Source organism: Alteromonas sp. KUL42 (assembly GCF_006538325.1).
In the GTDB taxonomy this organism is placed as follows: Bacteria; Pseudomonadota; Gammaproteobacteria; order Enterobacterales; family Alteromonadaceae; genus Alteromonas.
This window is the reverse complement of the sequence record NZ_BJKK01000004.1, coordinates 287,072-309,554: the sequence shown is the minus strand read 5'-3', so window position 1 is coordinate 309,554 and position 22,483 is coordinate 287,072. Positions and strand designations below refer to the sequence as shown.

Here is a 22,483-nt window from a genome sequence, read left to right as displayed (position 1 = left end):
TTAGCTATTCACAACTTCAACTGGTGCGCTGTCTTTTAAGTTGTGATGCCCTGCGGTCACTACTTCTTCGTTTCCTTTTAAGCCATTGACGACTTCCACCACTTCATTGTTTTCAAAACCTGTCGAAACGTCTACTTTGCGAACCTTGCCATTGTCTACCACAAACACACTGTGGCTATTATCAATAGTCACAAGGGCTTTTCGTGGGAGTAGGGTGGTGTTGACGTGCGTAGCATATTCAAGAGACACATCAGTAAACATACCTGCTTTTAATTGATGCTCTTCATTAGGTACATTGAGAGTAACTTTGAAGGTGCCGGTTGTTGCATCAATCACTGGGCTGATACGCTCAACATTGGCAGAAAGTGTTTGATCGCCTAAAGCAGTAACCGTTAGTTTGGCTACTTGCCCAACTACCACATTACGCAGTTCATTTTCAGGCAGATAAACAATACCCTGAAGGCTGCGTTGCTGCACAATGTGGAACATGCGTTCACGCTGGAATGACTCAGTAAGGTTACCCACTTTGGCGTTGCGTGAAGCAACAAAACCACTGATAGGTGCGGTAATTGTGGTTTCTTTTAAATCAAGCTCAGCTAGACGTACCGAGGCTTTAGCCGACTCATATTGGGACTTGAGCTTGTCATAAGCGTCGTCGCTGATAAGTTTTTTAGAGTACACTTTATTGACTTTGTCTAGCTCACTTTCAATGCCTGTTAAATCAGCAATTGCTTTTGATAAGCTCAGTTCATAACGACGTTTATCAAGCTGGGCGAGTGCCTGACCTTTTTCAACATAATCACCTTCTTCTACGTAAATCTCTTCAATGATCCCTGAGGCTCTTGCAACAACAAAGGCTTCTTCTTTGGCTTCAAGAATAGCCGTAGTGTCGTAAGTTGAAGTGATGTCGCCGGTAGTAATATTTTGTGTTTCAACGGGAATAGCAAAAACGGTTTCTTCTGCTGTATTAACCTTGTCAGCGGCATCTACGGCATCTGCGTCTGAACATGCACTAAGCGAGATAGAAAGGGCAATCATACTGCCACCAATAATAAGGCGACGTAATGAAGATGAAGTGAAAACTGGCGTTGTGTGAAGTGTAGTATCCATGGTCAAAAACCCTAGCGTTGTTGTCGTTATATAATAATGACCCTACACAGCAGCTAATATGCCAAAGATGTTATTAAATGTTAAATTGTTTATATTTCAATGGTTTAGTGGTTTTTCTATTGCCAAAAACAAAAAAGCCAACACAAGGTGTTGGCTTTTATCACTATTGGTTGGCGCATTTCGCCAATTCAGTAAGCTTTAGACTAAATTTGTGTGCCTTACAGACGATCACAGCAAGGTATAGCTGGTGGTTACTTCCACATTGCCCGTAAGCATTAACATTACTGAACAATATTTTTCCGCAGAAAGCTGCACTGCCCGTGCCAGTGCTTTTTCACTGATATCTTGACCTTTAACCGTGTAATGCGCGTGAATTTTGGTAAAAACGCGAGGTGGTTCTTCAGCGCGCTCAGCGTCAAGTTCACAGTCACAAGAGATCACCTCGTTGCGTCCTTTTTTCAAAATATCAACAACATCGATACTCGAACACGCACCCACTGCAACCAGTACTGATTCCATTGGTGAAATGGCATTGCCGTTACCATCCATAACGGTTTTATAGCCCGAGTCGGTAGTTCCAGTAAAAGTGAGATCTTTATCCCACGATACACGTGCTTTCATAGTCTTTCCTAACGTCTATTTTTGTAAAAAGGAGGCAACCAGTTTGAGATTGACGACGCTCAAACTCGGTTGATTAATTGGCCTTATTGAGCCTTATTGCATCAGGAGCAAGGGTTATTTTCTTTTGCTTATACAAAGCCCCTAATGCTTTTTTGTAAGCCGCTTTACTTACATTAAAATGTGAATAGATAGCGTCTGGTGCACTCTTGTCAGTTAATGTTGAAATGCCGCCATGGGCCTCAAGGTCATCAAGTATGGCCTGCTGTAGTTCATCGCGACCACTTTTATCAACACGTTGTAAAGCCACGTCAACTTTGCCATCTGGGCGGATAGTTTTGATAACACCGTCAGTCGCTTGTCCTACTTTAAGTGGTTTGAATGCATCACTGTGGAAAATAAGGCCAAGGTTTTGTTGGTTTATTACCACTTTAAAACCAAGATCTGTTTTGGCGTACACTAAACACTCAACCTTGTCGCCTTCGTTCAAATACGCGCCACCTTCTTTTAAAAAGTAATGTAACTTAGTGGCACCTAAAATACGCTTTGTCTTGTCATCAAAGAAGGTGTGCACCACGTAATGCATGCCTGCACTTACTGGCTGTGCTTGATAATCGTTAGGAACTAACAAATCGTTATCGAGGCCCCAGTCAAAAAATGCACCAAAATTGGTTGCAGATACCGCTTTTAACACTTTGGTTTCGCCTACCAAAATGTGAGGTACTTTTAGGGTGGCATACAAATCGCCGCGCTGATCAGTTGCAACAAAAACATCCACTTGTTGACCATCGGCTAGGGGAGTGGTTACTTCATCAATGGCGAGGGTGACAGTTGGTGTGTCGTCGTGCTCGCGATCCTCATATACATCACTGTCGTTGTCGATAATGGGCGCAAGCGCATAACCAAAAGGGTATTGGGCTACCACACGTAATGTATTAATTTTTCCGATATTTATCATTAGCACTGACTTTTTAAAAAGAACAGGTAACATGATACTGGATTGAGGTTAAGAGCAAAACCATTATGAAGTTAAATTGCGATTTAGGTGAGAGTTTTGGTGCATGGACCATGCCGGTAGACAGCGCCATGATGGCATTAATTGACCAAGCAAATATAGCCTGTGGTTTCCACGCCGGTGATCCTTTGGTGATGAAAAATGCACTTGCGCGAGCAAAAGCGCACAATGTTGCAATTGGTGCGCATCCTTCGTACCCGGATTTGCAAGGGTTTGGCAGACGAAGTATGCAGTTGCCAGCCAGTGAGCTAAGCGCACTTATTCAATATCAAGTGAGCGCGTTAGCTGGTATGGCATCGCTGTTTGACTTGCCATTGTCTTATGTGAAGCCACACGGTGCGCTTTACAACGACATGATGAAAAATAGTGAACTGCGACATGTTGTCATGCAAAGTATTGCGGAATTTGACGTAAACTTGTCCCTAATGGTTCAGGCAACAAATCAAAATGAGACTCTACAAAAAGAAGCTGATAGCTATGGCATATCGCTGTTATTTGAAGCCTTTGCCGATAGACGATATACCGATGAAGGGTTATTAACGTCGCGTACTTTGCAAGGCGCTGTACTTACAGAGAACGAAGCATTTGAGCAAGCGAAGCAACTTATAGAGTTTGGCACAGTTACTTCATCAACGGGCAAAACTATTCCCGTTGAAGCAGATACATTATGCGTACATGGCGATACACAGGGCGCAGTAGAGATCACTCGTAAAATTCGCCAATTATTGTCGTAAAACTGGATTTTTGTCGAAGAGCACAATCATGAAACGACATTGCCGATAATGATCTCAAAAAAACTATAAAAAAGACCCGAGAAAGACATATTTATTGAGGAAACTGAATGCAACCTTTTGGCAGCATTAGGGAATTAGTAAACGTTGGGGCAGATGCCATTATGCTTTATTTTAAAGGCGAAAGCCTAGATGAAGCGAACGACGCTTGCCAAACGTGGCTTAAGGCCATTGATGCAAAGCGTGCTGTTACTTGCCCCATAAGCTCTGAAGCCGCAACTGCAAGTGTAATCAATAGCCATAGCGGTACTAATGCGTTGGCGATTAAAAGCACAGACAATTGGTCATGGCTAGTTGAATGCGTGGTGTCGTATGACAGTATGCTGCTGGTTTTCAATGTAGAAGCAATAGACAGCCATGGTGTTTACTTAGCGCTTTCTCAACTTGCAAATGACATTCACTATGAGCAAGTAGATAGTGATGGTGGAAAAAATAAAAGTGCATTAGAGCTTGGTAGCCCTTCAGAGCATAGCAGTAAATGTAAGGTAATTCCTGTTTGGTATGGCGCACCAAACGCCAATGATTTACGTGAAGTCAGTGAAAAGACCTCGCTTTCAGTTGATGACATCATCGCATTGCATACCAGTGTGGAATACAAAGTGTATGCGGTGGGTTTTGCACCTGGCTTTGCCTATATGGGAGATGTACCTGAGGCGTTGCAATGCGCAAGGTTAAGTACACCTCGAAAGCGCGTGCCCAAAGGCGCAGTTGCATTGGCTGACAGACAAACAGCGGTATATCCCAGTGAATCTCCTGGTGGTTGGAACTTACTAGGGCTTACACCTTTGGAAATGGTATTACACGGTTCAGATGCAGGTTCATCCCTTCTAAAAGCAGGTGACAGAGTTAAGTTCAAAGCAATAAGCGAAGAGGAATTCAAACGCTTCCATGAAAATTGAGATTAAGAATAAAGGGCTGTTGAGCCTTGTCGTTGATGGTGGCAGGCAAGGTCGTCAGCGGGAAGGATTTTGTCAGTCTGGTCCTATGGATACAGAGGCTTATTCATGGGCCAACTTTCTTGCGTTTAATCTTGATAATACGCCGTGTATTGAGGCCATAGGTGAAGTGACACTAGATGTAGATAGCCCCTGCGTTATAGCGGTAACGGGCAGAAATGTAACGTTAACTGTTAACGGTATTGAGCAACCAACTTACGCCAGCGTGCGTGTAAATGCTTGTGATGAAATTAAGTTTGGCAGTCAAACGCTAGGTTCTAAAAGCTATTTGGCAATTGGTGGCGGTTGGAATGTGCCTTTGGTGGCAGGCAGCGCATGCACGGTCATGCGAGAGAAACTGGGTGGTTTAACTAATGATGGACGTCCACTTACCTTTGGTGATCATATTGAAATAAGTGCAAATAACGTAGTGAATGTGAAAGGTGTGACGCGCGAAAGGGTGTTACCTAAAGCTTTTCAGCCTGATTACCAGAGAGACAAACCCATCAGTGTTATTCCTGGTTATCAATTTGAAGCGTTTAGTCGTGCTGCCCAGCAACTTTTTGTTAGCAGTAGGTATACCGTATCTTCATCCATAGATCGGATGGGATATCGATTAGAAGGGCCTGGTGTTTCATCAACTATTACGGCCATGCGTTCAGAAGCTATTCACACAGGTGCCATTCAAATACCGCCAGATGGGCAGCCGATTGTGATGATGAGAGACAGACAAACCTTAGGGGGATACCCCAAACTCGGGTGTGTAAGCCCCGTTGATTTAAACCGACTTGCTCAAGCGGTACCGGGCGAACATATACATTTTACTTTTCAAGACCACGAAGCAGCGAGGGCGGACATGTTACTTTCCATTAATCGCCTTCGTACTCTACAAGGAAATTTACTGTGACAACTGCATTTTTAAATGGTGATTTTTTACCGCTATCAGAAGCGAAAATTTCGCCCATGGACAGAGGTTTTCTGTTCGGTGACGGTATCTATGAGGTTATTCCAACATACAGTGGAAATCCGGTAGGTTTCAATGGTCATGCAGCGCGAATGGCAGAAGGTTTACGTGCAATTGGCATAGATAACCCTTACGACAAAGAGGCATGGCGTGACATAGTGACGAATCTTGTTGCGAAGAATTCTGCTAGCTTTACAAGCAGCAATATTGGTGTGTATTTACACGTTAGTCGAGGAACCGATACCAAGCGCTTTCACGCTTATCCAAGCAACATTGCACCTACTGTGTTTGGTTTTGTCTTTGAGATTGCGCCGCCCCAGGTAGTATCTCGTACTGACGTAAAACCGTTAAAGGTCGCGCTAGAGCAAGACAAACGTTGGCAGCGTTGTCACATAAAATCAACGTCATTACTGGGCAATGTTATGCACTTTCAACAAGGCGTTGATGCAGGGGTAAATGAAACCATTCTTTACAATCAAGATGGCAATATTACCGAAGCCAGCTCATGCAATGTATTTATGGTGAAAGACGGTGTTATTTACACACCACCGCTAAATCATGAATTATTGCCAGGAATTACCCGTGCTATCGCGCTAGAAGCGTTTGCGAGTGTAGGCTTAGACGTTAAGGAAACGTGGTTCTCAAAAGAAAGTCTGCTTAGCGCAGATGAAGTGTGGCTAACCTCATCGAGCAAAGAAGTTGCCCCTGTTGTTGAAGTGAATGGCAAAACTATTGGTTCAGGTGACGTTGGCGAAGTGTGGGAGAAAGCAATAAAAGCGTACCACGCCCATAAGTTTGAAGCTTAACTGTTTTCCTGATGTCCCGTCCTAAAAGCAAAAAGCCTGCTATCGAGCAGGCTTTTTACTATGAGCTATTGGCCACTTACTGTTTAAAAAGAAGAGATATATTCACTTCTTTGGCGATACTTATTCAGTAGTATCGCAATTGCCTTCAGTGCATTCACCATACAAATAAAGGCTATGGTGTGTAAGTTTGATATTGTGCTGTTTCGCGATCATCTCTTGGCGTTCTTCAATGATGTCGTCTTCAAATTCGATCACCTTGCCACATTTTAGGCAAACTAAGTGGTCGTGATGGTCTTTATGACTGATCTCAAAAACAGATTTTCCACCTTCAAAGTGATGACGATTCAAAATGCCTGCATCATCAAATTGGTTAAGTACGCGATAAACTGTCGCTAGACCAATTTCTTCACCTTGTTCGATAAGGATCTTATAAACTTCTTCGGCACTAATGTGCTGATTATCTGGCTCTTGCAGAATTTGTAAAATTTTGAGGCGTGGCAGAGTAACTTTCAACCCTGCTTTTTTCAATTCTTTGTTTTGATCCATTACAACCTACTAAGAACTCATGACTGAATATTTGCTGGTTATTATAGGTAAGTTGAAGCATTTTAAAAGTAAAACCGTGGAATCTTTACTTCAGTGGTTGATATTTCAGCACTCAAAAATTTTTTAGTTTCATAATTTTCTCTTCTGCACCCCGTTATATGTGGCCTGACCAGTTTTTAAGTGCTAGAAATAACTAACAAATATTCAAAATAACTTAAACTTTTGATGCATTGAATTAACATCCTGTTAAACTAAACTGGTAAAGGGTGTATGTCTTTCTTAATTTTGAAATGCTTTTTTGGTGGAAGTGCCCATGCAATTAACGATAATAAATAAAATCACCTTAGGCTTTGGTCTTTTTGGTTGCCTTCTTCTACTCACTAGTATTCTGTCTTACTTCGGTTTAAGTGGAATTAAAGATTCTGCGCTAGATGTTGTTGAGCAAAAAATGCCAGTGCAAACGAGCATGGTAAAAGTTAAAACGGAAATATTGTCTTTGTCTGTCATTACAGCGAATGGCTATCATGTGGAAGACAAGACTGAATTTAATGCTAACAAAACCGCATTTGATACTTTGTCATCTTCATTTTCACAGGATCTTTCATTACTAAAAGGCCTAATGTCTGACAATACCATTGCGCAAAATTCAATAAATGTAAGCTTGGCGTACGTAAGCCACAGTAATGCAATGTATTCTGCTATCGCGCAGCGAATGGCTATCGAGCAGCAACTTGCAGCACAGTTAGAAAAGGTATTGATGCTCGCGGATGAAGCCAGTGCGTTGATGCTTGATTTGTCATATCTCGATTCCAATGACACCAGCACAGAAACACTCATTGGTGCAGGCACTGCCATAGACAATAAATTGCTGACGATGAACGACTCGTTTATTGAACTTGCTGAATCGGATAGTGCTGAACAAAGTGCTAATATCATTGAAGACTTAACGTATCAGTTAAGCAATTTGCAGGTAGATAAGGATTACGTTAATCGATTAGCGGCTGCAGTTGACGACGGCGGTATAGTGAGCGCTTTCAATGAACAATACGATGCACTTATCGACGCAGTCAGTGGCAGCCAGGGGTTAATGGCTTTACAAAAAGACAAGTTGGCCAAAATAGAAAGTGCCAGTCAGGCACAGAAAGATGCAAAAAATGCCTTAGAATCAGCATTAACTGACATTAATATGCTGTTTGACAGTGTCCAAGCTCAGTCGCTAGAGGGGCAAAATGCTATTTTAGAAGCGGTACAGGCTAACCTGGTTAAAAACATAATTGTTGCAATTGTAGGTCTGGTGGCGGCAATTGGTTTGGCTGTGATTGTTACGCGAAGTATTTCTAAACCACTTGGACGAATTAATAAGGGCTTAAGTCAGCTAAGTAAAGGGAACTTAAATACCAAATTACCGGAAGAAGGGAATGACGAGTTCTCTGCGCTTTCAGCTAAAGTAAACAGTTTGACCGACAGCTTACGAGAACTGGTAGGTAATATACTAGAACAAGAAAAACGTCTAATAGCTATTACTAAATCGAGTGTAGAGCTTGGTAATAAAAGTTTATCTGAAGTGGATAAACAGCGTGAGCAAGTGACGGTGACATCGGACAACACTAAAGATGTGCAAAGTAAGAGCCGCAGTAATTTAGAGCAGATTAACGAGGCGATGCATGCACTTCGCGATATTACGCAACAAAGCAAAGATATTGGAGACTTGGTTGAGCGTAACAGACAGCAGGTCGATAGCCAGGCTAAGCAGGCGGATCGGTCGGCAGAAATTATCGGTCGACTAGACGATAATTCGCGTAGTATTGGTAGCATACTTGACGTCATAAAAACGATCGCAGAACAAACCAATTTGTTAGCGCTTAATGCGGCCATAGAGGCGGCAAGGGCAGGGGAGCAAGGAAGAGGTTTTGCCGTAGTAGCTGATGAAGTACGTACGCTAGCGAATCGTACTCATGACTCTACAGAAGAAATAGAGCAGATGATTGGTAACTTGCAAAAAGATGCTGCTGAGGCGGTAAAAGCGATTAAATCAGGTCGTGAGCAGGCGAAAGAAGGCGTGGAAATTACGCACAATGTGTCGCAGCAAGTGGAAAGTATTCGCGATATTATTGGCCGACTCAGTCATATCAACGAGCGCATTGTTACCGACACAGAGCAACAGGATATTTTATTAGGTGACGTAGCAGAAAGCCTTAACAAGATTGTTGCGTTGGCTGACTCTAGTGCCCAAAGTACAAGACAGTCGAATGAGTCGACTATGATGCTTGACGCACAAACCGAAAGCTTGAGGAAAGCCGTAGAGCGCTTCCAGCTGTAGTTGCGTTATCAATTTTCGTTCGCACGCGGTGAACAGTTTTTATGACGACTGTTCATTTTGTTCGTATCGCTCATGAAATGGTGCACTTGTTAGTGCGGAAATGGTTTTATTTATTAGGCTCTGTAAGTCGACGCCGACTTCATCAGATAGTTCATTAAAGGTCTTTTCCGCGTTTTCACAGTATTTATCAAGTTTGAGCGCTTGTTCTGAGCCTTTTGGCGTAAGGCGGTATAGTATTTTTCGTTTGTCCTGCTCCGAAGGTTGCTTTTCTATTAACTTAAGGTTCAACAAACTCTTTAGGCGCTGAGCAATAAGTTGATGAGACAACCCCAAGGCTTTAGCTATTTCTGTTACTGTGCCTTTCTTCTTCACCGATAAAAATAAAACAGTAGATGAAGCTGAAACAGGGAAATCAATTCCTAGCTTCATATAAACGTTTCCTGCTTGCTCGTTGATTAGCAAAAATAAATCAAAAAGACGTTTATTGGTAAAAGCTGTGTTGTTATTAATATTTTTTTCAAAATCTGTCATTGTGTTCAATTTCTTCTCTAATTCTAAATTGAATAATGATTCTGCATGAGCGTCTTCGCAATTCGGCGCATAGCGCTAGCCGATTTCGAATCCATTCCTCGATTCATTAGAATTATAAATCCATCTTTTATGTCTAAATTAAAATATACAGCAGCAAATGTGCCAAGATCAGATCCCATGTGCCCTATTAAGTTATTGCGATCCCTCCAAAAAAAACGTTGGCTGTCAGATACTGATGAATCAAGTTGAAGATGAAACATTTCATTATACATGCGCTCTGATAGTATAGGTTTCCCATCTAAATCGCTATTTGACAGCACATGCTTCAAAAAATTGCTTAGTTCTTGAATACTGGCTCTTACACCACCATCAGGATATTGAGGGTTTCCGAAGTGCGGGTAGGGAACAAAGCGCTTATATTGATTTGGAGGATTTACAAATTGGTTTATTGCATAATTAACTAACGTGTCTTCTGAATTAGCACACAAATAAAACCATGGGACACATTGCTCCACCTCATAAGGAACCGCAATATTAGCAACATTCACGTCACTGAGAAGCCAACCAGCTGAAGGCATACCTAACAATGGAAAAAGGTGTTTCTTGGCATATTCAGCAAGGTTCATTCCTGTTACTTCTTCAACAAGATGACCTGCAAGTGCAGCGCCCAAATTACTATATTTTCTTTGTGAGCCTGGCGTATATTCCAGATAATACCTGCCTTCATTGTAATATTCACCGCTATTTACTAGCCTATCTTTTAGGTGGCTGCGTAGCCCAACAGGTGAATCTTTGTTTTCACTATAACTTTTAGGGTCATAATAATCATCGATTCCAGAAGAGTGGCTAGCTAGATGTCGCAGAGTAATAACTTCATTCTGCAAGAAGGGATTGTCTATAGTAAACGATGAGTATTCATTTATATCTGAATCGAGAGCTAACTTTTTCTGATCGACAAGTTGCAGAAGTATAACTCCCATTATAGGTTTGCTAATAGATGCGATATTGAACAATGTATCTTTAGTCACAAACTTTTTTTCTTCGATATTCGCAAACCCAAAAGTGTCGACATAAACCACTTCACCGTTTTCTATCTTCGCGACAGCTAAACCGGGTATGGACGCATCTTCCATAAGAACAGGTATCAGTTCATCCAGTGAGTTGAGATCTTTATTGGGCTCTTTTTGTTGTGGGTAGAATAGATAAAAAGTAATTAGCAAAACACACAAACTAATTATTGAGATAAGTTTCTTCATGAGTAATTTAAATATTATGCAACATGTTGCGCAATATATTGCATAATATATCGTAAAGCAAGAGCTCTCTAGTTCTATTAATTATGCAAAGTAGATGCGCATGGGCTAGTTGCCATTTTTAAATAGTGTCAAATTTGGTTTAACAAACGTTGCGTGAGAACAGATATGCGGTCAGCGAGTCGGGTAGTTGATTACTTATGATGAATCTAAAACTGACGAATGTTCCTTCTTTTACAAGCTAATAAATAATTAAAAGTTCAATAGAAGGTGCACGATGGATTCTTATTAAAAGAGGGCTGTTGGAAAGGAGAGTTTGTAAAAAATGCCAATCAGTAATTGATTGGCACTATTACAAGTAATTTTTGTCTTGCTGTTAGCTACGCCAACTCAGACAGGCAAAGTTCGTCGTGAATTTGCTTACACCACGCTTTAACACGAGAGTCTGTTAGCTCGGGTTGACGGTCTTCATCAATACCTAAGCCGACAAAATGATTGTCATCTGCCATGCCTTTAGACGCTTCAAAATCGTAGCCATCTGTTGACCATTGACCGACCAAAATAGCGCCTTTGGCTTCTACGATGTCACGTACCATACCCATGGCATCTAGAAAGTATTCGGCGTAGTCTTCTTGATCACCACACCCGAAGATAGCGACGAGCTTGTCAGTAAAGTCGATTTGCTCTAGCTCAGGGAAAAAGTCATCCCAGTCACACTGCGCTTCACCGTAATACCAAGTCGGAATGCCAAAAATAAGCAGATCGAATTCAGCGATGTCTTCTTTGCTGCTTTTAGCAATATCTTTTACATCAATTAGCTGTTTACCCAATTCCTTTTGGATCATTTTCGCAACATGTTCGGTGTTACCCGTGTCACTTCCGAAAAATAGGCCAACGCTTGCCATAAATAACCTCTATTAATCGTTACTAATTAAACGCCTGTGCTTAGCCAGAACCATTCAATAATTCCTTTAGCAAGAAAGCCTAAAGCGCCTAAACCTAACACGCCGTAGGTCACCACACGTCCAATGAGTGGTACATCATTCTTGCGCAGTACATCATGAACAGCAAAACCCATTAACATGAAAAGTATAAATAAGCCGCCATATAACATGACGGACTCGATGAGTTCGTAGTTTTCTGCAAGCATAGTGTTGTTACTTAAAAAAATCTGGCGCAACTATATCACAGTATGTACGCGTGTAAGAGACAAAAACGTTCAAAATTCTGTAATAATAGTCATTCGTATCTTTGCGGGCAGATTAAGCCCATAATACGCTCTATTTATTGAGGGTACGTTCAACCACAGCATTGAATGCTGCGGGCTTTTCGGCATGTAACCAGTGCCCTGTACCTTCGATAACATGTGCCTTTGCTTTAGGGAAGTAGCGAATTATGTCCTCGCGACTTGCTGACGTTATATAATCAGACTCACCACCCTTAATGAATAAGGTTACGCCATTAAACGACTGGTTAGTTTGTTCCCAATCAATAATGTGCGAATAACTTTGAATTAGGCCGTCAACATTAAAGCGCCAAGCCCATTTCCCTTGGTTGTTCTGATATAAACTCTTCAACAGAAATTGACGTACACCGGGTTCTTTTATAAAAGCGGCCATGGCTTTATCAGCATCTTTTCTATTTTCAATTTGCGTCAACGACACCGCTTTTAGCCCTTCAAACACAGCTTGATGTCGATGGCCATATATTGATGGTGCGATATCCGCCACAATTAAATGTGATATGAGATCACTGTGGTTAAGGGCGAGTTTCATTGCTACTTTGCCACCAAGCGAATGACCTAAAACTGCTGTTTTTGTAATTGCGAGCGACGTAATAATGGCGTAAATAGCTTCTGCGGCATCAGTAATATTAAAACTATTTGTCCACGGTGATTCACCATGGTCGGGCAAATCTACGCTAATAATATTAAAGTCTTTATCAAAGTGACGTTTTACTACTGCTAAATTGTCAGCACTACCAAATAAACCGTGAATTAAAATTAGCCAAGGAGCATCTTCACCACATTTTGAAAGTGAGTAGTTTAAGTTCACAATAATCCCATTATTCATTGGTGAGTTAAATGAAATAAGGTCTGTAAAAACAGACCTTATTTTTGAATTTTTCAGAATTGAAATTTAGTTAATAGAAAAATCGTCTAATGATTTGCCGTTGTCCAAGGCGTCCTTGTATACGCGAGGCATACGGCCTATACCTGTCCATAGGTGTTCTTCACCACTATTATCGACAAGCTTGTATTTTACAGGGCGCTTTTTACCCGCTTTCTTTTGAGTAGTGGTTGCGAGCGCTTGTAAATCTTCAACATTTAAACCCGCTTCTTCCATTTGTTTTTTAATAGCAGCGAGTTTCTCGCGCTTTTCTTTTTCTGCCTTTTCTTGTGCTAAGGCTTTTTCTTTTCTTTTCTCAATAATTGAACTAATTTTTTCTTGAATTGACTCAAGTTCTTCTATGCTTAATTCCTTTACAGCACCTTGTAAACGTCTTCCATGGTTTAATATATCTAGAAAATCGCTCATTAATTAACCTTAATTTGATGTACTGAATTTTCACGTGAATATTAATTAAAAATAGCACAAAAAAAAACGCGAGCCACGCTCGCTTTTAAAATTAATAAGTTGAATAGCAAATTATTTGGCTATTTTACATATTGGGGTAATTAGGGCCACCTGCACCTTCTGGTACAACCCAGCGAATATTTTGACTTGGATCTTTAATATCGCAGGTTTTACAGTGTACACAGTTCTGTGCGTTAATTTGGAAGCGTTTTTCACCTTCTTCTTCAATTACCTCGTAAACACCAGCAGGACAATAACGCTGCGCCGGCTCAGCAAATTTAGGTAAATTGATTTGAAGCGGAATTGACGCGTCTTTGAGTTGAAGGTGACAAGGCTGATCTTCTTCGTGATTCGTATTTGATAAAAATACCGAAGATAATTTGTCAAAACTCAATACGCCATCAGGTTTCGGATAATTTATTTCCGTGGCGTCTTTCGCTTCTTTTAGTTGCGCGTAATCTTTGTGTTCATCTTTCATGGTAAAGAACATATTTCCATTGAAGAAATTCTGCTCCAAAGTATTAAAAGCGCCGCCCCAGAAATTACCTAATTTATGAATTGCTGGGCCGAAGTTGCGCGAACGGAATAATTCGTCATACAACCACGAAGATTTAAATTTCTCGGTGAAGCTGGTCAGCTCTTTAATTGGTGCTTCTGCATTTTCAGAAATTGCTTCAAAGATACTTTCTGCAGCCAGCATACCTGACTTCATTGCCGTGTGATTGCCTTTTATCTTCGCGAAATTCAAGGTGCCTGCATCACAACCCACTAAAAGACCGCCAGGGAATGTCATTTTAGGAAGTGAATTAAAACCGCCTTTTGCAATCGCGCGCGCACCGTATGAAACTCGCTTGCCACCTTCAAGGTATTGCTTGAAAACAGGGTGATGCTTCAAACGTTGGAATTCATCAAAAGGGCTCAAATATGGGTTGTTATAGTTCAAATCGACAATAAGGCCTACAAAAACTTGATTGTCTTCAGCGTGATACAAATAGCTACCGCCTGTTGCATCATCTAGCGGCCAACCTGCGCTGTGCACCACCAAACCAGGTTGATGCTTCGCTGGGTCGATATCCCAAATTTCCTTGAAACCAATAGCATAATGTTGTGGAGAGCTATCTTTATCAAGTTCAAAGTGGGCAATAAGCTCTTTACCAAGGTGACCACGACAACCTTCGGCAAATACGGTGTATTTAGCGCGTAGCTCCATGCCCGGCATGTAACCGTCTTTTGGTTCGCCATTTTCACCTACACCCATATCGCCTGTGAGTACGCCACCCACGCTGCCATCGTCGTTGTAGATAACTTCAGACGCGGCAAACCCTGGGAATACTTCTACGCCAAGCTGTTCTGCTTGTTCTGCCAACCAGCGGCACACATTACCCATAGAAACAATGTAGTTTCCGTCGTTATGCATGGTTTTTGGAGTAATACCATTGGGCAGTTTCTTCGCCGATGTTTCATTGTTTAGCAAGTAAATATGGTCTTCGGTTACCGCTGTATTCAGCGGTGCGCCTTTTTCTTTCCAGTCAGGGAAAAGCTCGTTAAGTGAGCGAGGTTCAAAAACCGCCCCAGATAAAATATGCGCGCCTACTTCGGAGCCTTTTTCGACTACGCAGACCATCAATTCTTGGTCTTTTTCATTGGCAAGCTGCATAAGCTTACAAGCAGTTGATAATCCAGCTGGGCCGGCACCGACGATGACTACGTCAAACTCCATCGATTCTCGTTCCACGGGAGGCTCCTTATGTTCGTATTTTTATAGTGCACTATTGATGAAACAAATAATGCTATGTGTCAAAAACATGTAAATTAAATGTCGCTCTGAAAGGTAATGCAGGTTGACGTTTACGTCAACAGTAAGTACATTGCAGAGCAGTTTACGTTAACGTTAACTAACCGTGCATTTTATATGCTCGTAAACGTGGTGTTAACGTCGTTTTAAAGCTAGCCTTTATAAAACGTACGTTCCACGGTTTCTTTTTAACGTAGAGCACATTGTTAAAGTTTCAAAAAGCGTGGTGAAGTAATACGTTTTTAATTATTAATAGTTAATTATTAGTAAAACGTAATAGACACCGACGAACTCAACAATTGAGGTAAATATGAAAATACTCGTACCGGTCAAACGCGCGATCGACTACAACGTGAAGGTAAGAGTGAAGGCCGACGAATCTGGCGTAGACCTTACTAACGCGAAAATGGCCATCAACCCTTTTTGTGAAATTGCCGTAGAAGAGGCCGTTCGACTAAAAGAAAAAGGCGTAGCCACTGAAATCGTTGTTGTTTCAATTGGTGATAAGAGCTGCCAAGAACAAATTCGTACAGCACTAGCCCTGGGTGCTGATCGTGGTATCCAAATTGATACCGACCAAAATCTTGATTCGCTTCAAGTGGCTAAGCTTCTATCTAAAGTTGTTGAAGAAGAACAACCTCAGTTGGTTATTCTTGGTAAGCAGAGCATCGACTCTGACAACAATCAAACGGGTCAAATGCTTGCCGCATTGACCGGTATGCCACAAGGTACGTTTGCATCTGAAGTGGTAGTTGATGGTGAGAAAGTGAATGTAACGCGTGAAATTGACGGTGGCCTTCAAACGGTTGCATTGTCATTACCTGCAGTTGTTACCACTGACCTTCGTTTGAACGAACCGCGTTATGCATCGCTACCAAACATCATGAAGGCAAAACGCAAGCCTCTTGACGTAAAAGCGGCAGCAGACTTCGGTGTTGCACTTGAGTCAAACGTTAAAGTATTGAAGGTAACGCCACCACCACAACGCGAAGGTGGTATTAAAGTGGCAGACGTTGCTGAGTTGGTAGACAAGTTAAAAAATGAAGCAAAGGTGATCTCATGAGCGTACTCGTATATGCAGAACACGATAATGCAAGCTTAAAAACAGAAACGCACAAGCTTGTTAATGCAGCGCAGAAAATGGGTGGCGACATTCATGTTCTAGTTGCGGGTGAAGGTTGCCAAGCTGTCGCTGAAGCTGCTGCACAAATTGACGGCGTTGCTAAAGTTTTGGTTGCAGACAATGCAGCGTACAAGCATCAATTAGCAGAGAACACCGCGGACTTAGTGGTTGAGCTTGCAGGCGACTACTCACATGTTGTTGCAGCAGCAACCACCACAGGCAAGAACTTTATGCCTCGCGTGGCAGCGCTTCTAGATGTTGCTCAAATCTCTGACATCATCGGTGTTGAAAGCGAAGATACTTTTGTACGTCCAATTTATGCGGGTAACGCGATTGCGACAGTACAATCTTCTGATGTGAAGAAAGTTATTACCGTTCGTGCAGCATCTTTTGATGCCGCAGCAACAGGTGGAAGCGCTGAAGTAGCAGCCATTGATGTAGTAAAAGGCAGCGAGAAGTCTGATTTTGTGTCAGCAGAATTAACTGAGTCTGAGCGCCCTGAACTTACCGCTGCTGAAGTGGTTATCTCAGGTGGTCGTGGTATGCAAAATGGCGAGAACTTCAAGTTGCTTGACGGTATCGCAGATAAGCTTGGTGCTGCCATCGGTGCATCTCGTGCCGCGGTTGACGCGGGCTTCGTACCTAACGATATGCAAGTTGGTCAAACAGGTAAAATTGTTGCGCCTCAGCTATATATTGCAGTAGGTATCTCTGGCGCAATCCAGCATCTGGCAGGTATGAAAGACTCTAAAGTCATTGTAGCTATTAATAAAGACGAAGAAGCGCCTATTTTCCAAGTAGCCGATTACGGCTTGGTAGGCGATTTGTTCGATGTACTTCCAGAGCTAGAAAATACGCTTTAATTTGAAAAGCTTAAATGAAAAAGGCTGCCTTCGTGCAGCCTTTTTTGTAGGGAAATTCAGTTATTATTGTGTACAGATTTAAACGCGAACCACCGAGTTGTCTTCAAGGCTAACGGGGGACGGTACATATGCATCCGCTTCCCAATCGTTTTCCCATACTTCACCATCTAATAAATAGCGAAACTGGTATTCTTGATCTTTTTCGAGATCAACGGTTAGCGTGAAGTCACCGGTTTTTAGTTTTTTCATCACTAAAGGTTGTGTTTTCCAATCTGTAAAGTCACCGCAAAGTGCTGCTTCTTGGGCGTCGCCAGCAGCTTCCGCATTTAGTCGAAATGTCACTTTGCACAGAGGTTTAGATTTCAAATATTGCTTCTTAAGACTCATAATGTGTTTTCCCTTCAACGTAGCGAAATGATATTTCCGATACTTCATTGGTTTTCTCTCAGTCGAAATTAATCGGTATCGGTCAACTCATAAACAATGAGTGTATAAATAATCATCGAAAAATGCGTAATGATCAATGCTACTTTGTATTCTTTTGGTTATTAATTATGACGGGCTTACGTATTGGACACGTTAGTTAACCAAAAACGAAAAATATTCACAAAATTTAACAATCTATTGTGAGCACTCTGAGAATAAAATCAGTACACTATAAAGTCTAAAAATCTATATGTTTGTGCATGCGATTTGGCATGCTCTAAAACTGAAATAATAAAAAATAGTCTTGTTGGGTTATTACTCACTCATAATAGTTAATGTCTTGAAACAGATAACCATTATTTTGTTGATGTAACGGCCTTCGCACTTCTAGGGATAGTAAATGAAAAACTCCATCTTGATGAAAAGTGGCATTCCCCTTGTCATAATTATCGTCGCCTTCGTAGCTGCAGCTGTCATGATTAGTGCACGTAAACCTCCAGAACAAGTACCGGTAGAGGTGCCCGCGTTCTTGGTTGATGCAAAAGAAGTCTACTCTGAGAATGTGAGTTTTATTGTTCATTCGCAAGGCAACGTTGTACCTCGCAATAAAACGACCTTAAGTGCGCAAGTGAGCGGTCAGGTAGTCAGCCTTTCAGAAAATTTCATCGCTGGTGGCACGTTTAAAAAAGGTGATGTACTTGCTACGTTAGAGCAAGATGACTATCGCACAGATCTCAAGCTTGCTGAAGCCGAGTTAGCGCAAGCACAAGCAGCGCTTCAAGAAGAGATTGCTCGTGGAAAAGTTGCCGAGCAGGAATGGCGTTCAGTGAAAAGTGTTGCGCCGCCTGAACTGGGGTTGAGAAAGCCTCAATTGGCCAAAGAACAAGCAAATGTCAAAGCGCAAGAAGCGAAGCTTGAACGTGCCAAGCGTAACCTGTCTCGAACTCAAATTATCGCGCCATACAATGGTATTGTAGTTGAGCGCAATATTGACTTGGGGCAGTTTGTATCGACAGGCTCGTCAATTGGTATGATTTATTCTACCGATACCGCTGAAGTGCGTTTACCCATTACAGATAGCGATTTAATGTTTGTAAGCATTGCTAGTCAAAAAAGCGAAGGCGCACCGGTTAAGCTAAGTGCAACCGTAGGTGGTGTCATGCGTTCATGGCAAGGCAAATTGGTGCGCAGTGAAGGTGTCTTAGATACGGGAAGCCGTGTTATTTATGCCATCGTTGAAGTTGAAGATCCTTACTCGGTGCATGGCGAACGAGGCGCTCCATTGCGTTTTGGTCAATTTGTTGAAGCGCAAATCACATCCCGTCAAACAGAGAACTTAATGGTGCTACCGCGCAGTATTTTGCGGTTAGACAACACCATTTTAACGGTAAACGACAATCGAGAGATTGAAATTAAGCCCGTGGAAATTGCGCGAACAACCGCCAAAGACGTTTTCATTCAAAGTGGTTTGGGAGAGGGGAGTTTGGTGGTGACATCGGCAGTACCGAATCCATATAACGGAATGAAGGTACGTTTACCGGGTGACGAGCCAGTATTGTCTGATGAAGCCAAAACCGACAAAGGCGAAGATAAAGACAAAATTGAAAGTAATACCTCGAGTGGAGGTGAGTAATGAGTCGCATTGATACACAAAGTGGCTTAATTGCTTGGTTCGCGCGCAACAGCGTTGCCGCGAATCTGCTGATGTGGCTATTGATTGTTGGTGGTTTATTTGGTGCGGTAAATATTCAAAAGCAAGTATTTCCCAATTTTGAAATCAACGTGATAAACGTTCGCGTACCGTATCTTGGTGCGGCGCCGCAAGAGGTTGAAGAAGGCGTACTGCTTAAAATTGAAGAAGCCATTAAAGATCTTGAGGGTATTAAGCAGCTGAATGCGACTGCCGTTGAAGGTATGGGTACGGTCAGTATTCAAGTTGAAGATGACTATGACGTTCAGGCCTTACTTGACGAAGTAAAAGTACAGGTTGATGCCATTCCTCGTTTTCCTGCTGATACTGAAAAGCCGGTTATTTATCGTCAAAAAATTCAACAAGACGTAATTTGGTTATCTGTATATGGCGATGCGTCTGAACGTGAACTTAAGGAGTTTGCCAAAGATCTTCGAGATGACATTGCCAACCTACCCGGTATTTCAAGTGTACAAGTGGTAGGGGCTCGCGACTACGAAATTTCTGTTGAACTCTCTGAAGTCGACTTACAAAAATACAACTTAACCTTTGCTGACGTGGTAATGCGCTTAAGCCAAACCAGTGTTGATTTGCCCGGTGGCTCAATACGCACTGAAAATGGCGATATTTTGTTAAGAACGAAAGGTCAAGCGTACACCGGCTGGGATTTCTCGCAAATCGTGTTAGTAACCAATGCCAATGGTACCCGAGTCACCTTAGGTGATGTGGCGTACATTAATGATGGGTTCATTGAAAATAACCAATACGCATTATTTGACGATAAGCCGGCTGTCAGTTTGCGTGTTAGAGCGGTGGGCGATCAAAACGCGCTTGAGATTTCAAAGCAAGTAAATAACTACATCGACACCAAAAAGGCGGAGTTCCCAGCTCACATTACCGCTGATACATGGGGCGATAGCTCATTTTATCTAGCTGATCGCCTTAACATGATGTTAGAGAACATGTTTTTTGGTGCGCTGTTGGTATTTCTGGTTTTATCACTTTTCCTAAAAATCAAATTGGCGTTTTGGGTTATTGTTGGTCTGCCGGTGTGCTTCTTAGGAACTTTGTTGGTTATGCCACTAGATATGGTGGGTGTGTCAATCAACATGCTTAGCTTATTCGCGTTTATCCTTGTGCTGGGGATTGTGGTTGACGACGCCATTATTATGGGGGAGTCGGCCTATTCAGAGATAGATAAAAAGGGCCATAGCACGGATAACGTTATTGCGGGGGTAAAAAAGGTTGCTATGCCCGCAACTTTTGGTGTCTTAACCACCATAGCGGCATTTTCTCCTATGTTAATGGTATCAGGGCCTTTTGGGATCATTTGGAAAACTATCGGCATGGTAGTTATTGTCTGCCTCATTTTCTCGCTTATTGAATCTAAACTTATCCTTCCTGCCCACTTGGTGCATATGAAGCTAAAGCCTTACGATCCGCAAAAAGCCAATGCGTTTCAACGATTCAGAGACATTTTTAGCGAAGGAATAAAAACCCTTTATTCACAACTCGTATGCGCCGTTTCTGGCGAAGGCCGTTCGCAACCGTTACACCACTGTGGCCGTATTTACCGCAATGTTAATATTAACTGTGGGATTATTTGGTGGTGGTATTGTGCGCTTTGTGTTCTTCCCGAATATTCCCAGCGATTTTATGATTGCCAGCTTTGAACTTGAACCGGGTTCATCCTTGACACAGCGCGATGAAGTATTAACCACATTGCGTGAAGCCATGCATCGTATGGACGACAAAATAGCTGAAGATAGTGGCGAAAACGTCATCAAGCACGCTATTGCATTTGATAACGGTAATCTTGGTGGTGAAATATTTGCTGAGTTAACAAAAGGTGAAACGCGAACACTAACCGATTTTGAAATTCAAAATATGTGGCGTGAAGAGTTACCGGAAATACCAGGTGTTAAGTCGTTTAATATTGCCTCGCCGGGCGGCCCTGGTGGTGGCTCAGATTTGAGCTTCGAGTTTAGCTCAAGCGACATCAAATCGTTGCGTGCTATTAGCAATGAATTGAAAGAGGCGCTGGACGCTTACGAAGGTGTTACCGATATTAACGACACGTTCTCTGGGGGCAGCGAAGAAATTCAGCTGGCGTTAAAGCCACAAGCAGACGCTTTGGGCATTACCTTGCAGCAACTAGGTCAGCAAGTTCGCTTTGGCTTCTACGGTGCTGAAGTTCAGCGAATTCAGCGCGATGATGAAGAGATTAAAGTGATGGTGCGTTATCCGAAAACGGAGCGCAGCTCAGTTGAGCACTTGGAGAATATGCGTATTCGGGCGCCAAACGGTCAGGAAATTCCTTTTGAGCAAGTAGCGACATTCAAGGTTGGTCAAGGCTTTGACTCTATCATTCGCGTAGATGGTAAGCGCTCTGTTACGGTTACAGCGGCGGTAGATAAAGCCTTGCTCGACCCATCAGAAGTGACCAATGACGTTATTGAAAAAATGATGCCTGATTTACTGGCCCGTTATCCTCATGTTGAATTTCAACTACAAGGTAATTCTAAAGAGCAAGCCGAGGCGATGTTCAGCTTAATGCAGGGGCTCTTGTTTGCACTTTTTGCTATTTATACCTTACTAGCTATTCCGCTTCGTTCGTATAGCCAACCGTTCATTATTATGTCGGTTATCCCATTTGGTATTGTAGGGGCAATTGTGGGTCACCTTGTGTTGGGAATGGCCGTGAGCGTATTGTCTATCTGTGGAATAATCGCCTTGTCGGGCGTGGTGGTTAACGACAGTCTGATCATGGTTGATTTTGTCAATCGCGCGCGCAAAGAAGGTTTGTCGTTGATGGATGCGGCGATAAGTGCCGGCACACAGCGTTTTAGAGCCATAATACTCACGTCACTGACAACGTTCATGGGCCTTATGCCGATTGTGTTTGAACGTAGTCTTCAGGCTCAAGTTGTTATTCCTATGGCAATTTCTTTGGCCTTTGGCATTTTGTTCGCCACGGTAATTACGTTGCTATTGGTCCCTGCGTTGTATCTGATTTTAGATGATTTAAAAAATGTGTTTAAAGGTAGGAAGCACGCTAACGTGACAAGCGATAATGAAATAGAGAGTGCTGGTTAATACCGGCACTTTGCTTATTTAAGGA

Annotated in this window: 20 protein-coding genes and 1 pseudogene; 9 read left to right on the top strand and 12 right to left on the bottom strand. The window is 42.3% G+C overall.

The window, feature by feature from the left end; translation table 11 throughout:
• From EYR97_RS08525 to EYR97_RS08515, 3 genes are all read right to left on the bottom strand, one after another.
• Positions 1-1,110 (bottom strand): efflux RND transporter periplasmic adaptor subunit, encoded by a 1,110-nt coding sequence (locus EYR97_RS08525; RefSeq protein ID WP_131093417.1) that lies wholly within the window; start codon positions 1,108-1,110, stop codon positions 1-3.
• Positions 1,111-1,338: 228 nt separating this feature from the next.
• Positions 1,339-1,731, bottom strand: a complete 393-nt coding sequence (locus EYR97_RS08520; RefSeq protein WP_131093416.1) for an OsmC family protein — start codon at positions 1,729-1,731, stop codon at positions 1,339-1,341.
• A gap of 73 nt (positions 1,732-1,804) precedes the next feature.
• Positions 1,805-2,686, bottom strand: a complete 882-nt coding sequence (locus EYR97_RS08515; protein ID WP_131093415.1) for a S1 RNA-binding domain-containing protein — start codon at positions 2,684-2,686, stop codon at positions 1,805-1,807.
• Positions 2,687-2,751: 65 nt separating this feature from the next.
• On the opposite strand from EYR97_RS08515, the gene EYR97_RS08510 reads away from it, so the two are divergent.
• The 4 genes from EYR97_RS08510 (at position 2,752) to EYR97_RS08495 (ending at position 6,239) form a co-directional block, all read left to right on the top strand.
• A complete protein-coding gene (locus tag EYR97_RS08510) occupies positions 2,752-3,477 on the top strand; it encodes a 5-oxoprolinase subunit PxpA (protein WP_131093414.1) in 726 nt (241 codons plus the stop codon).
• A gap of 107 nt (positions 3,478-3,584) precedes the next feature.
• Complete coding sequence (locus EYR97_RS08505; RefSeq protein WP_131093413.1) at positions 3,585-4,433, top strand: allophanate hydrolase subunit 1; 849 nt, start codon at positions 3,585-3,587, stop codon at positions 4,431-4,433.
• Positions 4,423-5,376: a biotin-dependent carboxyltransferase family protein gene (locus tag EYR97_RS08500; protein ID WP_131093412.1), complete on the top strand. Its 954-nt coding sequence runs from the start codon at positions 4,423-4,425 to the stop codon at positions 5,374-5,376. The genes EYR97_RS08505 and EYR97_RS08500 overlap by 11 nt, the downstream gene beginning before the upstream one ends.
• Complete coding sequence (locus EYR97_RS08495) at positions 5,373-6,239, top strand: D-amino acid aminotransferase (protein ID WP_131093411.1); 867 nt, start codon at positions 5,373-5,375, stop codon at positions 6,237-6,239. The genes EYR97_RS08500 and EYR97_RS08495 overlap by 4 nt, the downstream gene beginning before the upstream one ends.
• A 120-nt stretch (positions 6,240-6,359) precedes the next feature.
• Here EYR97_RS08495 and fur read toward each other — a convergent pair whose 3' ends face one another.
• The gene (gene fur / locus EYR97_RS08490) at positions 6,360-6,785 is read right to left on the bottom strand and encodes a ferric iron uptake transcriptional regulator (protein ID WP_131093410.1); all 426 of its coding nucleotides are present in this window, start codon (positions 6,783-6,785) and stop codon (positions 6,360-6,362) included.
• 313 nt (positions 6,786-7,098) lie between these two features.
• Between fur and EYR97_RS08485 the strand changes: the two genes are divergently transcribed.
• Entirely contained in the window at positions 7,099-9,105 is a 2,007-nt protein-coding gene (locus EYR97_RS08485; RefSeq protein ID WP_131093409.1) for a methyl-accepting chemotaxis protein, read from the top strand.
• Positions 9,106-9,144: 39 nt separating this feature from the next.
• Here the strand turns inward: EYR97_RS08485 and EYR97_RS08480 are convergent, their stop codons facing one another.
• The 7 genes from EYR97_RS08480 to EYR97_RS08450 form a co-directional block, all read right to left on the bottom strand.
• Entirely contained in the window at positions 9,145-9,636 is a 492-nt protein-coding gene (locus EYR97_RS08480) for a MarR family winged helix-turn-helix transcriptional regulator (RefSeq protein ID WP_131093408.1), read from the bottom strand.
• A gap of 23 nt (positions 9,637-9,659) precedes the next feature.
• Positions 9,660-10,892, bottom strand: coding sequence for a serine hydrolase (locus tag EYR97_RS08475; protein WP_131093407.1), 1,233 nt, complete (start codon positions 10,890-10,892; stop codon positions 9,660-9,662).
• Positions 10,893-11,269: 377 nt separating this feature from the next.
• Positions 11,270-11,794, bottom strand: a complete 525-nt coding sequence (gene fldA / locus EYR97_RS08470) for a flavodoxin FldA (protein WP_131093406.1) — start codon at positions 11,792-11,794, stop codon at positions 11,270-11,272.
• A gap of 26 nt (positions 11,795-11,820) precedes the next feature.
• The gene (locus EYR97_RS08465) at positions 11,821-12,039 is read right to left on the bottom strand and encodes a DUF2788 domain-containing protein (RefSeq protein WP_131093405.1); all 219 of its coding nucleotides are present in this window, start codon (positions 12,037-12,039) and stop codon (positions 11,821-11,823) included.
• A 130-nt stretch (positions 12,040-12,169) separates the two neighbouring features.
• Positions 12,170-12,943 carry an alpha/beta fold hydrolase gene (locus EYR97_RS08460; protein ID WP_131093404.1) on the bottom strand — a complete coding sequence of 258 codons (774 nt, stop codon included), beginning with the start codon at positions 12,941-12,943 and terminating at the stop codon, positions 12,170-12,172.
• Positions 12,944-13,027: 84 nt separating this feature from the next.
• Positions 13,028-13,426 carry an H-NS family nucleoid-associated regulatory protein gene (locus tag EYR97_RS08455; RefSeq protein ID WP_131093403.1) on the bottom strand — a complete coding sequence of 133 codons (399 nt, stop codon included), beginning with the start codon at positions 13,424-13,426 and terminating at the stop codon, positions 13,028-13,030.
• 124 nt (positions 13,427-13,550) lie between these two features.
• Positions 13,551-15,200 (bottom strand): electron transfer flavoprotein-ubiquinone oxidoreductase, encoded by a 1,650-nt coding sequence (locus tag EYR97_RS08450; RefSeq protein ID WP_131093402.1) that lies wholly within the window; start codon positions 15,198-15,200, stop codon positions 13,551-13,553.
• A gap of 370 nt (positions 15,201-15,570) precedes the next feature.
• Between EYR97_RS08450 and EYR97_RS08445 the strand changes: the two genes are divergently transcribed.
• Together EYR97_RS08445 and EYR97_RS08440 are read left to right on the top strand one after the other, a co-directional pair.
• Complete coding sequence (locus EYR97_RS08445) at positions 15,571-16,323, top strand: electron transfer flavoprotein subunit beta/FixA family protein (protein ID WP_014979496.1); 753 nt, start codon at positions 15,571-15,573, stop codon at positions 16,321-16,323.
• Positions 16,320-17,246: an electron transfer flavoprotein subunit alpha/FixB family protein gene (locus EYR97_RS08440; RefSeq protein WP_131093401.1), complete on the top strand. Its 927-nt coding sequence runs from the start codon at positions 16,320-16,322 to the stop codon at positions 17,244-17,246. Before EYR97_RS08445 ends, EYR97_RS08440 begins: the two co-directional genes overlap by 4 nt.
• A gap of 78 nt (positions 17,247-17,324) precedes the next feature.
• Here the strand turns inward: EYR97_RS08440 and EYR97_RS08435 are convergent, their stop codons facing one another.
• A complete protein-coding gene (locus tag EYR97_RS08435; RefSeq protein WP_131093400.1) occupies positions 17,325-17,633 on the bottom strand; it encodes an isoamylase early set domain-containing protein in 309 nt (102 codons plus the stop codon).
• Positions 17,634-18,072: 439 nt separating this feature from the next.
• On the opposite strand from EYR97_RS08435, the gene EYR97_RS08430 reads away from it, so the two are divergent.
• Both EYR97_RS08430 and EYR97_RS08425 read left to right on the top strand, forming a co-directional pair.
• Positions 18,073-19,305, top strand: coding sequence for an efflux RND transporter periplasmic adaptor subunit (locus EYR97_RS08430; RefSeq protein ID WP_131093399.1), 1,233 nt, complete (start codon positions 18,073-18,075; stop codon positions 19,303-19,305).
• Positions 19,305-22,458: pseudogene (locus EYR97_RS08425) on the top strand (efflux RND transporter permease subunit). The gene EYR97_RS08430 and the pseudogene EYR97_RS08425 overlap by 1 nt, the downstream one beginning before the upstream one ends.
• Positions 22,459-22,483 lie beyond the last annotated feature (25 nt).

Coding starts and splice junctions, on each gene's coding strand:
- EYR97_RS08465 (WP_131093405.1), bottom strand. CDS start 12,039: ATGCTTGCAGAAAACTACGAACTCATCGAGTCCGTCATGTTATATGGC.
- EYR97_RS08455 (WP_131093403.1), bottom strand. CDS start 13,426: ATGAGCGATTTTCTAGATATATTAAACCATGGAAGACGTTTACAAGGT.
- EYR97_RS08515 (WP_131093415.1), bottom strand. CDS start 2,686: ATGATAAATATCGGAAAAATTAATACATTACGTGTGGTAGCCCAATAC.
- fur (WP_131093410.1), bottom strand. CDS start 6,785: ATGGATCAAAACAAAGAATTGAAAAAAGCAGGGTTGAAAGTTACTCTG.
- EYR97_RS08485 (WP_131093409.1), top strand. CDS start 7,099: ATGCAATTAACGATAATAAATAAAATCACCTTAGGCTTTGGTCTTTTT.
- fldA (WP_131093406.1), bottom strand. CDS start 11,794: ATGGCAAGCGTTGGCCTATTTTTCGGAAGTGACACGGGTAACACCGAA.
- EYR97_RS08525 (WP_131093417.1), bottom strand. CDS start 1,110: ATGGATACTACACTTCACACAACGCCAGTTTTCACTTCATCTTCATTA.
- EYR97_RS08510 (WP_131093414.1), top strand. CDS start 2,752: ATGAAGTTAAATTGCGATTTAGGTGAGAGTTTTGGTGCATGGACCATG.
- EYR97_RS08520 (WP_131093416.1), bottom strand. CDS start 1,731: ATGAAAGCACGTGTATCGTGGGATAAAGATCTCACTTTTACTGGAACT.
- EYR97_RS08440 (WP_131093401.1), top strand. CDS start 16,320: ATGAGCGTACTCGTATATGCAGAACACGATAATGCAAGCTTAAAAACA.
- EYR97_RS08475 (WP_131093407.1), bottom strand. CDS start 10,892: ATGAAGAAACTTATCTCAATAATTAGTTTGTGTGTTTTGCTAATTACT.
- EYR97_RS08500 (WP_131093412.1), top strand. CDS start 4,423: ATGAAAATTGAGATTAAGAATAAAGGGCTGTTGAGCCTTGTCGTTGAT.
- EYR97_RS08480 (WP_131093408.1), bottom strand. CDS start 9,636: ATGACAGATTTTGAAAAAAATATTAATAACAACACAGCTTTTACCAAT.
- EYR97_RS08505 (WP_131093413.1), top strand. CDS start 3,585: ATGCAACCTTTTGGCAGCATTAGGGAATTAGTAAACGTTGGGGCAGAT.
- EYR97_RS08445 (WP_014979496.1), top strand. CDS start 15,571: ATGAAAATACTCGTACCGGTCAAACGCGCGATCGACTACAACGTGAAG.
- EYR97_RS08435 (WP_131093400.1), bottom strand. CDS start 17,633: ATGAGTCTTAAGAAGCAATATTTGAAATCTAAACCTCTGTGCAAAGTG.
- EYR97_RS08430 (WP_131093399.1), top strand. CDS start 18,073: ATGAAAAACTCCATCTTGATGAAAAGTGGCATTCCCCTTGTCATAATT.